At 46.0% G+C, this 15446-nt stretch carries 13 protein-coding genes; 4 read left to right on the forward strand and 9 right to left on the reverse strand.

The features are described from left to right. Positions 1–193 precede the first annotated feature (193 nt). A complete protein-coding gene (locus MHI15_RS17430; protein ID WP_076305362.1) occupies positions 194–757 on the forward strand; it encodes a CGNR zinc finger domain-containing protein in 564 nt (187 codons plus the stop codon). 310 nt (positions 758–1067) lie between these two features. On the opposite strand, the gene MHI15_RS17435 is transcribed toward MHI15_RS17430, so the two are convergent. The 3 genes from MHI15_RS17435 to MHI15_RS17445 form a co-directional block, all read right to left on the reverse strand. Then, positions 1068–1595: a GNAT family N-acetyltransferase gene (locus tag MHI15_RS17435; protein WP_341164646.1), complete on the reverse strand. Its 528-nt coding sequence runs from the start codon at positions 1593–1595 to the stop codon at positions 1068–1070. 61 nt (positions 1596–1656) lie between these two features. Then, positions 1657–2142 (reverse strand): DUF6933 domain-containing protein, encoded by a 486-nt coding sequence (locus MHI15_RS17440; protein ID WP_076129525.1) that lies wholly within the window; start codon positions 2140–2142, stop codon positions 1657–1659. A 61-nt stretch (positions 2143–2203) separates the two neighbouring features. Then, positions 2204–4183 carry a translation factor GTPase family protein gene (locus tag MHI15_RS17445; RefSeq protein WP_341164647.1) on the reverse strand — a complete coding sequence of 660 codons (1980 nt, stop codon included), beginning with the start codon at positions 4181–4183 and terminating at the stop codon, positions 2204–2206. A gap of 187 nt (positions 4184–4370) precedes the next feature. Here MHI15_RS17445 and MHI15_RS17450 point away from each other — a divergent pair, with 187 nt between their 5' ends. Both MHI15_RS17450 and MHI15_RS17455 read left to right on the forward strand, forming a co-directional pair. Further along, on the forward strand, positions 4371–5162 hold the full coding sequence (locus MHI15_RS17450) for an SDR family oxidoreductase (protein ID WP_076220605.1): 792 nt from the start codon (positions 4371–4373) through the stop codon (positions 5160–5162). Between the two features lie 85 nt (positions 5163–5247). Then, entirely contained in the window at positions 5248–6219 is a 972-nt protein-coding gene (locus tag MHI15_RS17455; protein WP_076187528.1) for an S-layer homology domain-containing protein, read from the forward strand. Positions 6220–7994: 1775 nt separating this feature from the next. Here MHI15_RS17455 and MHI15_RS17460 read toward each other — a convergent pair. Beyond that, positions 7995–8765 (reverse strand): hypothetical protein, encoded by a 771-nt coding sequence (locus tag MHI15_RS17460; RefSeq protein ID WP_341164648.1) that lies wholly within the window; start codon positions 8763–8765, stop codon positions 7995–7997. Positions 8766–8934: 169 nt separating this feature from the next. Between MHI15_RS17460 and MHI15_RS17465 the strand changes: the two genes are divergently transcribed. Then, complete coding sequence (locus MHI15_RS17465) at positions 8935–9990, forward strand: GIY-YIG nuclease family protein (RefSeq protein ID WP_076305356.1); 1056 nt, start codon at positions 8935–8937, stop codon at positions 9988–9990. Positions 9991–10032: 42 nt separating this feature from the next. Here the strand turns inward: MHI15_RS17465 and MHI15_RS17470 are convergent, their stop codons facing one another. From MHI15_RS17470 to MHI15_RS17490, 5 genes are all read right to left on the reverse strand, one after another. After that, positions 10033–10374 carry a hypothetical protein gene (locus MHI15_RS17470; protein ID WP_076219274.1) on the reverse strand — a complete coding sequence of 114 codons (342 nt, stop codon included), beginning with the start codon at positions 10372–10374 and terminating at the stop codon, positions 10033–10035. A gap of 184 nt (positions 10375–10558) precedes the next feature. Then, on the reverse strand, positions 10559–12787 hold the full coding sequence (locus tag MHI15_RS17475) for a Tex family protein (RefSeq protein ID WP_076129532.1): 2229 nt from the start codon (positions 12785–12787) through the stop codon (positions 10559–10561). Positions 12788–12959: 172 nt separating this feature from the next. Then, a complete protein-coding gene (locus MHI15_RS17480) occupies positions 12960–14159 on the reverse strand; it encodes an MFS transporter (protein WP_076100052.1) in 1200 nt (399 codons plus the stop codon). A 171-nt stretch (positions 14160–14330) separates the two neighbouring features. After that, complete coding sequence (locus MHI15_RS17485; RefSeq protein ID WP_081383506.1) at positions 14331–14939, reverse strand: TetR/AcrR family transcriptional regulator; 609 nt, start codon at positions 14937–14939, stop codon at positions 14331–14333. A gap of 156 nt (positions 14940–15095) precedes the next feature. Next, a complete protein-coding gene (locus tag MHI15_RS17490) occupies positions 15096–15446 on the reverse strand; it encodes a type II toxin-antitoxin system PemK/MazF family toxin (RefSeq protein WP_036686777.1) in 351 nt (116 codons plus the stop codon).

The raw sequence follows: 15446 nt of genomic DNA on the forward strand, positions 1-15446 counted from the left end.
CATAAACTTCATGGTGTAGCTTCAAAAAGAACTACTTCAAAGCGAACTAATATGTAACGACTTAAACCACAATATAGTGGTTACAAAAGAAATGTAGCATATTTCCAGATTGTATTCAAGTAACTAGCTAAACTTATTTTTAACTGTTACAATGATTTGTAATGAGCGTTGAATCGGAAAGGATGAACAGACCGTGTTGTGGGAGGATTTCATTAACAGCTACTGGCGGGATTGGCGAACAGGAGATAAGAATAAAGATCGGGACAGGCTCGATGAAGAAGAATGGGTTTTTAAATGGCTGAAGGAGTATTCTCTTTTAGAAACACAGATGCCGAACACGATAGAAATGGCGCAGCTTAAAAAGCTTCGCTCACTACTATGGAACTGGGTACAGGCTATTGTGCAAGGAAACACGGTGTATGGAGAAATGCTTGAACAGCTCAATATCTATTTGGACAAGGGTCCTGTTACACGGCGAATTGTGTGGAAAGGCGACGAGCAAGCGGAAATAAAGCTGTTGCCACTTCATAGCGGTTGGGAGCAGGTGATGGCGGAGATTGCGGCGTCTTTTGCCGAGGCATTGCTTGAAAAAGAACCCACAAGATTCCGCATCTGCGAGAATCCCGATTGCCTCTGGGTCTATTATGATGATACACGCAACCGCTCCAAGCGGTACTGCGATGACAAAGCTTGTGGCAACCTTATGAAGGTGCGGCGCTTCCGGGCGCGGAAGAAGGCTGAGTCTGAGGGGGAATAGGCGGTTGTAGCAACGATACTCCGGTTTGTGGTGGCTTGCTACGGCAGATTATGGGCAAGTGGAAAAAGGCTGGCAGAGCTTAATGAACTCGTAAAATAACTGCATTTCATACACTTATTCCGCATCCAAAGGGGATCATCAGGACTTTAATTGTATTCTGTACACTTAAAAACTATAAAATGTGCCCATAAAGTAATAAATCACAAAAATAGATGTACGAAATACAGTTATATCCTTTGGCGGGTTATTTGTGGGATTATAGTTGTACAAAATACAGTTAAAAGCTTCTGCACATCGCTCTCCTTGGCTCTTAATCCCCAACAACCCCAATATCCCTCCACCCGATCATGATCTCTTCAACAATCTCATTCCCAATCTTCACTTCTTTTGTCGCAACAGATTGCCCACCCACTTTGTGGTAGAAATGAATCGCGGGATTTCCTGTTACCACCCAAGTCATGAATGAGCTATAATTTTTCTCCAATAAATTCTGTGCTACGCTTCTTATGAGTTGCCTTCCAAGACCCTTTCCTTGCTGTTCCTTAAGCAAATAGAGTGCATATAGCTCCGCATCATAGAGATCAGAGAGATCTGACCCTCTTCGCGTTCCTCCATTTGCAAAACCAATAATCGTCCCAGCCCCATCTTCGGCCACATACATAACCTCGTCTTTATTGGGGTTTTCAAAATTCCGAATCCAGAGCTTTCTTCTTGCTTCCACTGTGATTTTATCGAGAAACTCGTCCGAAATTAGCCCTCTGTACGTGGTTTTCCAACTCGCAGCGTGGACAAAAGCGATCCCGTCTATATCACTAGCTGTTGCTTCTCTAATCTTCAATTTATTTCCCCCTCAGATTTCCGATAAAAGCTTCAGCTAGTCCAAGATTGACAGTACTTGCTTATGAATAGTAACTATTTAAGGATTCTCTAAAGACATTAATGGGCTCTTTATAATCAATAGGTTTATATATAATAGTGTTCAACCACTTATTCCTCTCAAGCAAGCTGAAATCACTTTGAGCTACCGAATTGTATAGTGTTATTTCATTCATTGTTCCAAGTACACTTTTATTATTTGTACGGGATATAGTGATTTCTCCGGCCTCTAGTAAATACTGATTTATGAGCTGCTTCTTAAAACCCTCCTGCAATAAATACTCCTTAAGTTCTATTCTGAACTTTTCAACCAATTTATCAGCTTGACCACTTCTTATTCCATCCAATAATATACATAACCGGCTTGCATCATGTACAAATAAAATATGTTTTTTTCTGAGTTGCATAATATTCACATGCCAACTAAAAAAGGAGGAGATGTCTTCTACTTCTACTGGAGCTACTTTCATATCTTTTAATAATTTCTGAGTATATCTTAGTACTAACATCGCTGACACGCTCCTTTGTCTTCACCCTGCCTATTAGTCTCAATAGTCCTTCTACCTCAATTTACCCTTGCAGTGCCTTTCGCACGCTTAATATATATTTCGCCTGATCAAGTGGGTTCACGCCCCGGCGGGTGCGCTCAGCAGATACGTCTGGTGGACATTCTTCATAGCCGTCAAAAAAAGAAGTAAACGTGCTGCGCCCCTTCGTGTAGGAGCTTAAGCTGACAGGATAATCAAGTGACGTTGCCAGCGGCAGACGTCCTTCGATAATCATCCGTTCGCCTTGCAGCACGGGAGGCTCGAACGTGCCGCGCATCTGCACGAGGTCGTTCATCACCCGGCCGCCATTCTCCTCAGGAACCACGATGCGAACCTGCAGAATCGGCTCCAGAAGCTTAGTGCCTACCCGAGCGAGTCCGTCCATAATTCCCATCGGAGTCGCCACAGCAAAATCCAGCGGATGGGTATGCCATACATGATGCTGTCCCTCGGTCAAGGTCACTTTAAGGTCGGTAACCTCCCAGCCGTGCAAGCCCTGTTGTAGGGCTTCCGGTACACGGCGTGCGGTTTCGCTCTGGTATTGCGGCAGCAGATCGGAACTCCGCACTATCGAATCATAGACTAAACCACTGCCCGGAGGTCCAGGCTCAATCTGAAAGCGTAGAATCGCCCAGCACGGTTTCGGCATCGTGTAAGCGATAAAACCTTCCCCTGCACGGGCTGGCGTTTCTTTATAAATGACAGAAGGCTGACCGAAGGTCACCTTCAGCGCATATCGCTCCTCCAGAACACTGTTCAGAATCTCCAGCTGAATCGGTCCCATTACTTTGATATGCAGCTCCCGCTCATTCTGCAGCCACTGTGCATCCAAAAGCGGATCTTCATCCGCCAGCTCCTGCAGCGCTCCGATAACCTTATGGTCATCCATATCTGGTTCCCAGAATACACGCACTGTTAGCAGCGGTACAGCCAGCTTCGCCTCCTCCGGAATGGCCCCCGGATGGCCGAGCACATCTCCGATGCGCACCCCGGAAAGACCATAGATAACAGCAATATCTCCCGCTTCAAGCGCTCCGACATCCTCGGTCCGACCACCTTCGACCTTGCGGATCTGGGTCACTTTTCCCTGAATATCCTGCGTATAATTCATCAGCGTATCGCGGTTACGGATCGTCCCTTCATACAGGCGGACAAACGCCATCCGTCCCATACTTTTATCACGTTGAATATTGTATACGATGCCTGACACCGGACCCTCCACATTCCCACCAGCGCGCGGAAAATACTCAACCATCGCATCCAGCAAGGCAGTAATCCCAAGCCCCTTGGCGGCGACGCCATAAACCATCGGAAAAAAGCGACCTGATGAGGAGGCTGTTTTCATATATTTTTTCCATTCAGCCAAATCAATCGGACTACCTGACATATACTTCTCCAACAGCTCTTCGTCCCGTTCAGCTAAAACCTCTAATAATTCTGTTCGCTTGTTAGCATCAGCTTCATTCTCCCATAAATCTCTTGCTCCTATGTACTCCTTCTCTTTGCCGATGGGTTGCTGAACTGGAATAATATCACTAGACAAATAATTCCGCGCCTCTGCCAGCACAGCTTCAGGGTCAGCACCTACACGATCCATTTTGTTCACAAAAATAAGTGTGGGGATTCCCAGCTTGCGCAGCGCGTTCCAGATCATCTCGCTTTGGGCCTGCACACCCTCCACGGCTGAAAGAACAAGCACCGCACAATCCATCACCCGCAAAGACCGCTCAACTTCGGACAGAAAATCGACGTGCCCCGGGGTATCGACCAGATTAATCTGCACACCTTTCCAAGCAAAAGAAGCCAATGCCGCCCGTACGGATATCCCCCGCTGCCGCTCCACATCCATAGAATCCGTCAATGCCGTCCCCGTATCTACGCTGCCAAGCGCTCGAATGCGACCGCTTTCATACAAAATATGCTCCGTTGTTGTTGTCTTCCCGGCGTCCACATGGGCAAATATCCCCACATTAATCCGTTCTGCTCCCTGCTGCTGAATCATCTATAGTTCCCCTATCATGAGCTAGATTTATCTAAATTTATCTGAATTTTTATTATTTACATCCTTATGTTCCATAGTAATATATCCATCCACGTTGTTCCACCCTCCAGTTCAAATGGTTAGATTCAGCTATGCCGGGTATGTAATTACTAATATAAGAAATTTAACGCCGAGGAGGAAATTCATCATGACAGATAAACGTTTACAGGATAAAGTTGCAGTGGTTACAGGTGCTGGTTCCGGTATTGGAAAAGCTACAGCGATACGGTTTGCCCAACAGGGAGCTAAGGTATATATGCTTGACCGCACTCCCGAGGATTCCTATGAAACTAAACGTGAGATTGAATCTATTGGCGGTACAGCAACAGTAATTGAATGCGATGTCTCCAATCCAGGTCTGGTCGAAGAAAGTATTCGTAAGGTTGGGGAGGCGGCCCAGAAGATTGATATTATTTTTGCCAATGCTGGCATTAATGGTACATGGTCTCCCATCGAAACACTAGAAATCGAAGATTGGGACCAGACACTGAATACCAACCTACGCAGCACCTTTGCCACAGTAAAATACGCCATCCCCCACATGAAAGAAAATGGCGGCAGCATCATTATCACCAGCTCCATTAACGGCAACCGAGTATTCTCGAACATTGGCGCTTCCGCTTACTCATCTTCCAAGGCAGGACAAGTTGCTTTTATGAAAATGGCTGCCCTAGAGCTGGCGCAATACGGCATCCGTGTAAATGCCATCTGTCCTGGATCAATCGATACACAAATTGGAGATAATACGTATAAAAGCGATGATCTTCAAGAAGTGAAGATTCCTGTGGAGTTTCCGGAAGGTAATCATCCGCTGGAAAATGCACCGGGTAAGCCTGAGCAGGTTGCCAATCTGGTATTATTTCTCGCATCGGATGAATCTTTTCATGTGACGGGAACTGAAATTTATGTAGATGGTGCCGAATCGCTACTGCGTGGATAATATTTTACTTGAACCGTTATAATATTTTAAATTCTATGCAACATTTTGGTCTAATCTACCATCTAAGAGTATGGAGGTGACGCAAATGAAAAAACCATTATTCATAAATAACGCTAAAAAAATGACTATAGCCTGCGGCATTTTGGCAGCGAGTGTGTCTTTTGGGGCATCCGCTTTTGCTTTTTCAGATTTGAAAGGTGATCCTGCGGAAGCAAAAATCAACTCTTTGCATAAAGAGGGGATTATAAACGGAGTAGACAAAGATAAGTTTGCTCCTAAATCTAAAGTAAGCTTTGCGCAAGGGATACAATTCATCGTTGGGGGTCTGAATCTGACTCCGCAACCAGCGGCAGGTAGTAGTTCTTCCAAAGCCAGTGATTATTTTGATAAAGTGAACGACAAGGCCTGGTATGCTTCGGCTTTCCTGACTGCCAAGCAAAATGGCCTTTCACTCGACCGGACAGTGGATCCTAATGGAACTATCACCCGTGCTCAGTTCGCGCACTTATTGACGCAAGCGTTGCAAAGTAAAGGTAACTTCCCTGTTACGCTGATGTATGTAGACATTAAGGATGGCGATAAACTCTCTACGGAGGTTATAAATAGTCTCCAGATCCTGCTGAATACACATATTGCCACACTCGATAAGAACGGTAGTTTCCGGCCGAATGATGCTATTACCCGCTCTGAAGCAGCCGCTCTGATCTATGATGCAGCCGCTTTTGCTAAACGTGTAATTGTATCTAATGGCAGTCCCACTACTCCAACCTACGAAACAGAGGTTACGTTGACCAAAGCGGGTGAAGGCGTAAATAAAGCCACCCTTACCGTTAATAATCTACCTAACCCCGGGTATGGGCTGGTGATTGAGCGAATCGAATTTGGTAAAGACAATACGGCTGTGATTTACTTTAACGTGACTGCTCCTGAACCAGGGAAAATGTACGCGCAGGTGATCACAAAAGCATCTGTTGCCACTTATCTGCCAGATGGATACAAAGCTATCGCTCAACCTGTAACTGGCTCCGCCTCTTATTCGTCTAGCGCGGCACAATAATATAAATCGAACTTGAGGGTTTTAGAGTTAAGGGTCAGTCGCAGCCGCGGTGAATATTTGGACTTCCAGCTACCGTTTATGACGGCTGAGATACGGAGAAGCTTATGCTTACGAAGATGGCTTTCCCATGGAAATCTTAGCAGCGGTTGCTATCGCTCCTACAGTCCCAAAGTTCCCCTTCGCCTCTCTTCCCTTTCCTCAGGTATCTAAGTTCATTTTTATAAGCAAATAAGGGATGCCTCAAAAGCCATCATAATGGTTGCTGAAGCATCCCTTATTTGTTGTTCCTTCTCCCTTTATCCCAACTCCAAACTCTGATTGATTAGGTAACGAATGCAGCCGCTATCGGACTACATAATTGCTATTGTCTTAAAAAACATCCAATATGGGCCTATTTCTAACGACTAGCTGCACAGGGCCCGAACTGTGCTCCAATCGCAATAAATTTACAAATAACGTCGCTGGGTTCGCAAGCTAACTCAGGCTCAGAAATGCTGATTACTTGGCAGTGATGATTATCAAACTTCGAGCGATTAGGTCATATTCGTGTGCAAAGCTACTTGACGGGGATGAACATCAGACTTCGAGCGATTAGATCATATTTGCACGGACGCAGCTGCTATCGGACCCAGATGACCTTATTCGCAGAAAAATGCCAATTTCACGATACTATCGGACTCCACCGTCGCTATTGGCACAAAAAGCACCATAGATATGCCTTTTTCTAATGAATAGCTGCACTGGTGTCCGAAACTATGCCCTAATCGCTAAAAACACGCGAATAGCGTCATCTGGGTCCGTAATACTCAGCGTATATCAATGGATATGAAAATCCGCTAAAGCAGGTAGCCAAAAACAAAATACAGGTCAGCGATGCTCCAATGTTTGCGGTATGCGAACGTAGCAGATGGGTGTGTAGCAGTTAGGTATGCAGTAACTAGGTGTTCAGTAACTAAGTGTGCAGCAGTTAGGTGTGCAGTAACTAGGTGTGCAACAGATGGATTTGCAGCGGATGGGGTTGCAGTAGCTATCGGACCCAGATGACCTTATTCGCAGTATAATCGCACATTTGGACTACTAAAGGACTCCATCGTCGCTATCGGCACAAAAAGCACCATAGATGTGCCTTTTTGTAATGAATAGCTGCACTGGAGTCCGAAACTGTGCTCTAATCGCTAAAAACACGCGAGTAGCGTCATTTGGGTCCGTAAGGATCATCCTGTATCAACGAATATGAAAATCCGCTGAAGCAGGTACCCAAAAACAAGATACAGATCAGCGATGTTCCAATGTTTGCGGTATGCGAACGTAGCAGATGGGGTGCAACAGTTAGGTGTGTAGCAGTTAGGTATGCAGTAACTAGGTGTGCAGCAGTTAGGTGTGCAGCAACTAGGTGTGCAGCGGATGGGGTTGCAGCGGATGGGGTTGCAGTAGCTATCGGACCCAGATGACCTTATTCGCAGTATAATCGCACATTTGGACTACTAAAGGACTCCATCGTCGCTATCGGCACAAAAAGCACCATAAATGTGCCTTTTTGTAATGAATAGCTGCACTGGAGTCCGAAACTGTGCTCTAATCGCTAAAAACACGCGAATAGCGTCATCTGGGTCCGTAAGGATCAGCGTATACCAACGGACGTGAATAATTAGTTGAAGCAGGCAAACAGCGTCCATAATAGCGCCATCTGTAGTCCGTAAGCTAAGGCGTCCATAATAGCGTCATCTGGGTCGGTAAGCTAAGGCGTCCATAATAGCGTCATCTGAGTCCGTAAGCTAAGGCGTCCATTGATCATGAATAATGCCGACTAATGCATGGTCTTCTCCGATCTTTTCGAAGACTAGGCGCAGGCTGCGCCAATCCATACCCTCGACAGAAGGATCGATACCAGCAATATGATATTCAACGAAATCATATTGCTCCTTAGGATACACTTCGTTTAAGTTATTGATCGTCGTCCCTTGCCCAAGCCCCTTGTTCACAGCAATTTCGGCCTTCTGAATGAAGTCCGCATCATAAACAAACCGCTTGTAGTAATCTGCGAATGTCAGCTCGATTAAATCACCGGAGCCAGCAAATGTTCGCCAGACTCTTTTGGTAGAGTCATTCATTAATCCTTCTACTTCCTCCCGGGTGAATACAAGATCATTTTTTGTATCCACGTATGCATATGGAGAGAAACGTAGCCCTTTATCCCGATGTACCCATGCCGCTAATTGCTTCATATCCTTGTTTTTAATTGACCTTATAACCGTCGTCGCTGCTTCCTCAACTGATGGCGGTAATCCCTCTAGATCCTGCGGCTGCCCCGTACTTGATGTCTCAGTCTCCTGTGGTGATTCCGTAGTAGCCGCTGACTGTGCAGTTGATGTCTGCTCTGGCGTCTGCATTTGTGACTGCTCTGGCTTCTGCTTTTCCGTCTGCTCTTGTGTCTGCACTGGCGTCTGCTTCGGCTCCCTTCCCGCTTCTGGCGTTCCGCTACATGCTGTAAGCCATAACATAGCTGCTATGAGCGCCAGCCCACCGATGTTTTTTGCGAAATACATGAGATCCCCCCTCAGCTTTGATCCTTCACTCTTTAGACTGATTTGAACAAATGAAGGTTGCAAGCTTATACTAAAACTATCAATCATACAACTCTTATGAGAGGGCGGGGTTACCATTCATTTAACAGAAAAACTTAAAAGCCTTCCCCTAACTCCCGGCGTTTATCTCATGAAGGATAATCTCGGTCATATTATATATGTTGGCAAGGCAAAACAGTTAAAACGGAGAGTCCAATCCTATTTTCAAAACTCAAAGTCTCATTCCCCAAAGGTTAAGCAGCTTGTAAGAAATATTAAAGATCTGGAAATCATCCTTACGGATACAGAATTCGAAGCCTTTATGCTGGAATGCCAATTAATTAAAGAGATCAAACCCATGTACAATAAAAAAATGAAAAATCCGCAGGCTTATACCTATATCGTAATAGGAGCGGATGAAAAAATACGTTCGTTAGAGATTACCTATGATCCTGCGGTCAAAGAAGGCACTCAGGTTTTGGGTCCCTATACAAGCAGAAGCACGGTGGAACGGGCAGTGCAAGGCATTAAAGAAAGCTCAAAAATCCTTTGCAGCAACCCTAGCTTTAAAAATTCCCTATGCCTAAACCATTCGCTTGGCCTATGCATTGGGATGTGTGCAGGCGGAGATGCCGCTGTTCAATATAATAAAATTATTGATCAGGTCATTGGCTTACTAAACGGCTCAGATTCCAGCATCCTCGAGGAAATGGAGCAACGGATGGCAGTGGCCGCGGAGCACTATGACTTCGAAACCGCCGCCAAATACAGGGATTATATTGGAGCTGTTAGCTTCCTGATTCACAAAGAGAAGGTCATCGAATTCGCTCAAGAGAATCAGAATATTGCAGTTCTTGAGGCCATGAATGAACAGACGCTTAAACTCATTCTGCTCAAGGGCAACCGTATCCTGTCCCATACCAAGCTACAATATGATCAACCGGATATCACCCACCTGCAAGCGGCAATAAAGTCAGCGATTATGACCACTTTTCACAGTGAACCCAATCAGACCCCGGCAGCGATCGGCCGCCATGAAATTGACGAAGCACAAATAATATACAGCTATTTAAAAAGCAGCTCCTGCAGCTACATCATCATTCAAGAGGATTGGCTTGCAGCTGAGCAACGTTCCAATATAGAGACTTCGGTAAATGAGCTATTGCAGATTTTTTTAAATGCGGTTCCTTCTCATTCCTATAATTAAAAAGATTTCGTAACTGCGGTAAATGTTTGGACTTCCGGCTGATTATATTAAACGGCGGCCTGCCTTTGCAGGCTGCATTTTTCGGTTTTGCTTCTTCAACAATCTTTTATAGCGTTTTTGAGTGTACAGCACCTCACCTGCCTCCATTACCGTTTCCTTCGCCTCATTAACAACCAGCTTAGTTTCCTCCACACATTCCTTCATACGATTGATCTCCGATTTGAATCCCTCAGATCTGTCCTTCGCCTGCTCCAACGTGATCTGAATGTTTCCCTTCATCTCATCTATAGGTTCTTTCAACCCCTCTACTGATTGCTTAACTCCGTCAAGGGATTGCTTCAGGCCATTCACACTATTTTTTAATTCTTTCAATGGATTTCCCACATCTATCTCCTCCTAGTAATAAGCCATTAGTTCAACTGTTACTCTAAACTTACCCAAAGAGTGCACGTCCTTCACTTCTATAATGACAAAAAGGGTTCCAGCTGAAAATAATCAACAAGAAGCCAGTCCCCAATAATGGAGACTGGCTTCTTGTTGTCGTTCTTTGAGGATCACTGCGATCTGTCTACTTTACGCTTCCCGCCTCAACACGCGGCGGACGCATCGTCAAGCTGACCCGGCCCTTCTTCAGGTCAACCCCCATCACCCAGACGGTGACATTGTCTCCTACGGAGACAACGTCCATCGGGTGCTTCACAAAGCTGCCGCTGAGCTGGGAAATATGCACCAGCCCATCGTTTTTGATGCCGATATCGACGAATGCGCCGAAATCGATAACGTTGCGGACGGTTCCCTGCATTTCCATGCCAGGAACCAGGTCCTCGATCTTCAGCACATCGGTGCGGAAGATCGGCAGCGGCAGCTCCTCGCGCGGATCGCGGCCCGGACGCTGCAAGCTCTCCAGGATGTCGCGCAGCGTAGGCACGCCGACATCCAGCTTCACAGCCAGCTCCTCGGCATTTTGCACCTCAAGCTGTGAGGCCACTTCTTTGCTGCCAAGCTTATTCACATCGAGGCTTAGCTCACGGAACAAACGATCCACCACCGGATAGGACTCGGGGTGAATAGGCGTGCGGTCCAAGGTGTTGTCTCCACCCGGAATCCGCAGGAAGCCGATACATTGCTCATAGGACTTGGCACCTAGACGAGGTACCTTTTGCAGCTGCTTCCGAGTCGTGAACTTGCCGTTCTCTTCCCGGAATTTAACGATATTCTTAGCAATTGTTCCATTAACCCCTGCTACATAAGAGAGCAAGGCAGGAGATGCCGTGTTCACATCCACGCCAACATGGTTTACCGCTGATTCCACGACGGCTTTAAGACTCTCCTCCAGATGCTTTTGGGAGACGTCATGCTGGTACTGTCCCACACCAATAGCTTTCGGATCGATTTTCACCAGCTCCGCCAGCGGGTCTTGCACACGACGGGCGATAGAAGCCGCGCTGCGCTCCGCTACATCCAGATCCGGGAATTCCTCCTGCGCCAGCTTGGAAGCCGAATAGACACTCGCTCCCGCTTCATTAACGATCAGGTACGCCAGCTCTGGATTGCCAATCTCGGCAATCACTTCTGCTGTAAACTGCTCCGTTTCACGCGAGCCTGTACCATTGCCGATTACGATGAGCTGAATGCCGTACTTAGCAATCAACTCTTTGAACTTAGCAGCAGCTTCGAGCTTCTTGTTGTTCGGCGGCGTCGGATAGGTCACAGCTACCTCTAGCAGCTTACCTGTATCGTCTACAACAGCCAGCTTACAGCCAGTACGGTATGCAGGGTCAACACCCAGCACACAACGTCCCTTCACTGGCGGTTGCAGCAGAAGGCTACGTAGATTGCCAGAGAAGATCGAAATCGCCTGGTTCTCCCCACGTTCGGTCATCTCTCCACGAACTTCACGCTCTACAGAAGGAGCAATCAAACGTTTGTAGGCATCCTCAGTCACTGCTTCCAGCAGTTCCTTCACCGGGGATGGCCCTTTAATGATCTTCCGTGCGATATAGGCATGAATTTTATCAGTGACGACCTCAATGCCTACCTTTAATATATTTTCACGCTCACCACGGTTAATTGCTAGGATGCGGTGAGGTGGCATTTTGTGTACAGGTTCACGGTAACTATAGTAATTTTCGTATACAGATTCTTGTTCTGCATCCTTTGCTTCAGACACAAGAATACCTTGACTTGCTGTATACTGGCGAACCCAAGAGCGGATCGCAGGATCATCTGCTATGTTCTCGGCAATGATATCCAGTGCGCCTTGCAGCGCTTGGTCTGCGCTCTCTACTCCCTTTTCCACATCAATATATTTCGATGCTTCAGTCTGTGGATCCCCTTGTCTTTGCTGCTCCAAGATCCAGTTAGCAAGCGGCTCAAGTCCTTTTTCCTTCGCAACACTAGCCCGCGTCTTACGCTTTTGCTTGAAGGGACGATACAAGTCCTCTACTTCCTGAAGCTTGACCGCATTGATAATTTGCTCATGAAGCTCCTTGGTCAGCTTGCCCTGCTCCTCAATATTGCGTATAACGTCTTTTTTACGTTCGCCTAGATTGCGAAGATAACCCAACCGTTCTTCAATATCACGAAGCGCATTCTCGTCCAGCTCACCCGTCATTTCCTTCCGATATCTGGCGATGAACGGAATGGTATTTCCCTCATCCAGCAGTCCTACCGTAGTGCGTACCTGTTTCAGACTAATGTTCAATTCCTTGGCAATCGCTACGGTTATCAATTCCTGCTCCCGCTGTGCGTTTGCCTCATCCGTAATGACTTCCGTATTGCTGTTATCTACCGCCATTAGTATCCCTCTTCCCGTACACAATCTGCTTATACATATCTTGATCTCATAATTAAAATAGTATCACAGATTCGGCTCTGCACCAAAGACCAGCCCGAATAGCGCGCTTTGTACTGAACCGCTGTGCGATAAAGCGAGGCATGGTAGAGTCGTCAGAGCCCGGATTCGGCGATTACGCCCGCTGTCCCATTCCCCGTTTTCCGGAACTCAGTGACAATACAAAACACAAAGCCAGAACGAGCGCGGCTGCCCCATATGGGAAGTTAATACTAAGATCAAACAAATAACCTGCGACGATAGGCCCAGCAATATTTCCGAGACTTGTATAAGCTGAGTTCATTCCCGCTACGAAACCTTGCTGCGATTCTCCGGCCATTTTGGAAAGCTGTGTGCCTACTGCTGGACGCAGAATATCCATTGCAAAGAACACAATAAAGGTAACCGTAATAATCGCCCAAAAGCCGCTTACAAACAAGGTCAGCAGAATAAACAATGATGAGACTATAAGACAAGTGGAGATCACCTTGTTCTCCCCGAATTTATTCAAGATCCAGCCAAACGCGGACACCTGCACCACCGCACCTGCGATAGAACCAAAGGTAATTACAAAAGCGATATCCTTAGGCGTAAAGCCAAATTTATGGTCCACGAACAATCCGAACACCGTTTCATAATTAGCCAGCCCAAAAGCCATAACAAATACAATAATTAAGCCGAAAAAATACGGTTCGCGATAAGAACGCATCAGCTGCGTCAAGAAGCTTTCCTGATTATTTTTTGATAACGTCGCTTCCTTACGTTTCTCTTCAGATAGAGACTCAGGCAAAATTAAAACTGTAATTAGAGCTGCAACTCCAGCTGCCCCAGCCGCACAGAAAAAGGGTACCCGCATTCCAAGCTCAGCAAGATAACCGCCAATCCCAGGACCAATAATAAAGCCGGTGGTAATGGCTGCATTAATTAGCCCCATTCCTTTAGCTCTCTCTTCAAAAGAAGTCGTGTCCGCTACATAAGCCATAACTGCCGGCATAATTAAAGCAGCTCCTGCACCACCAAGCAATCTCGAAACGAACAAGAGCCAAGGTACATTGGCCAGACCAAAAATCAGCTCCGATATCGCAAACACGATCAAACCTGCTACAATCACCTTTTTTCTACCGATTCTGTCGGATAATCTGCCGGCAAATGGCGATATTAATAATTGGGCAAGCGAGAAGGAGGCGACCAAGAGCCCGACAGTACTTCCGCTGATCCCAAGCTCATTCATGTAGGTTGGCATTATTGGGACTACTAGCCCAATTCCAGTAAAAGCCAGAAAAATATTAAGCATAACAAGCAGCATAGCGCCTCTGTTTCTAAGTAACAATGACATTGTATTAACCCTCCGTGTGTTTAAAGCCAAAACTTCGAATATTATGCATGTTAAGACCGACCATCCGGTCTAAATAATAGTAAAAAAATAACCCTTCCTATTCCGGTGCCTTTGAGAAGCTTCAGCTTCAAGTTCCTGAATGTAAAGCTTCTTTTCATGCCCCTCGTTATCTTACCCCGTACGGATCCCTTGTAATAATAAATTTACTGCTTCCCGGTAATATTTTTTTATATCCTCCTGGGTCTTCTCATGAATCGAGAATTCAGAAACTCTTCCAATCCCTTCAAGCATGCCACTCACGATGATTACATAGTTCTCTAAGTCGCCCTTTACCAAATATCCCGTTTCAATACCTTCCTTCAAAAGATCACGACAAGCATGTGAGGCTGCTTCATAAAGAAGTGAAAGCCGCTTGCTAATCTCTTCCGGGTGGCATCTGCTTCTGGAGAATTCCTCGAGCGCATGAATCAATGGATTCTGAAAATCATTTGCGTAGTGTTCGGCTAACGCATAAAATCGTTCTTCGATCCCTACAATTTCCTGTTTCTTATCATCCCACGCTTGCAGCCACTCTAACGTATCCACTTCCACTACAAATAGAAAAAGCTCATCCTTGCTCGGAAAATGGTGATACAGACTGCCTTTACTGACATTCGAGGCTACACAAACTTCATTCATAGTTACGGCAGCATAACCCTTTTGTACAAACAACTGCGTGGCCTTGCGCACAATTCTTTTTTTAGTTTCTTCTCCGTCTGAGCGTCCTTTGATTCTAAGCACCTCCTAAACCGACCGTACGGTCTAATAATATCAGATCATTTTCAAAAAGTGAAGACCTAACGATTCTTTATTTACTATACGCAAAAACGCACATTAAAAGACGCCCGGATTCGTACCCGAGCGCCAATCTCATGAGTTATCTATAACCTAGGGTGATTAAAAATCAATCAGACCAAGGCTGATTTGCAGCGATTCATCCACCTTTTTCATCGTTTCATCATCAAGGTGGGTGATCTTGTCAGTTAAGCGTTGTTTGTCAATCGTCCTAACCTGTTCCAGCAAAATAACAGAATCTCTGTCAAAGCCATGAGCAGCTGCGTCAATTTCCACATGTGTAGGTAACTTAGCCTTCTGGATTTGGGCTGTGATTGCAGCCACAATTACCGTCGGGCTAAAGCGATTGCCAATATCGTTCTGGATGACCAGAACTGGCCTTACTCCGCCTTGTTCAGAACCTACAACCGGCGAAAGATCAGCAAAAAAAACATCGCCACGTTTAACGATCAA

The sequence above is a fragment of the Paenibacillus sp. FSL H7-0918 genome, from assembly GCF_038007025.1.
GTDB classification, from domain to species: domain Bacteria; phylum Bacillota; class Bacilli; order Paenibacillales; family Paenibacillaceae; genus Paenibacillus_AQ; species Paenibacillus_AQ odorifer.

What these genes read in the sequence shown, in the direction of transcription:
- MHI15_RS17440 (WP_076129525.1), bottom strand. Translation starts at nt 2,142, where the DNA reads ATGTTAGTACTAAGATATACTCAGAAATTATTAAAAGATATGAAAGTA.
- MHI15_RS17445 (WP_341164647.1), bottom strand. Translation starts at nt 4,183, where the DNA reads ATGATTCAGCAGCAGGGAGCAGAACGGATTAATGTGGGGATATTTGCC.
- MHI15_RS17450 (WP_076220605.1), top strand. Translation starts at nt 4,371, where the DNA reads ATGACAGATAAACGTTTACAGGATAAAGTTGCAGTGGTTACAGGTGCT.
- MHI15_RS17455 (WP_076187528.1), top strand. Translation starts at nt 5,248, where the DNA reads ATGAAAAAACCATTATTCATAAATAACGCTAAAAAAATGACTATAGCC.
- MHI15_RS17460 (WP_341164648.1), bottom strand. Translation starts at nt 8,765, where the DNA reads ATGTATTTCGCAAAAAACATCGGTGGGCTGGCGCTCATAGCAGCTATG.
- MHI15_RS17465 (WP_076305356.1), top strand. Translation starts at nt 8,935, where the DNA reads ATGAAGGATAATCTCGGTCATATTATATATGTTGGCAAGGCAAAACAG.
- MHI15_RS17475 (WP_076129532.1), bottom strand. Translation starts at nt 12,787, where the DNA reads ATGGCGGTAGATAACAGCAATACGGAAGTCATTACGGATGAGGCAAAC.
- MHI15_RS17480 (WP_076100052.1), bottom strand. Translation starts at nt 14,159, where the DNA reads ATGTCATTGTTACTTAGAAACAGAGGCGCTATGCTGCTTGTTATGCTT.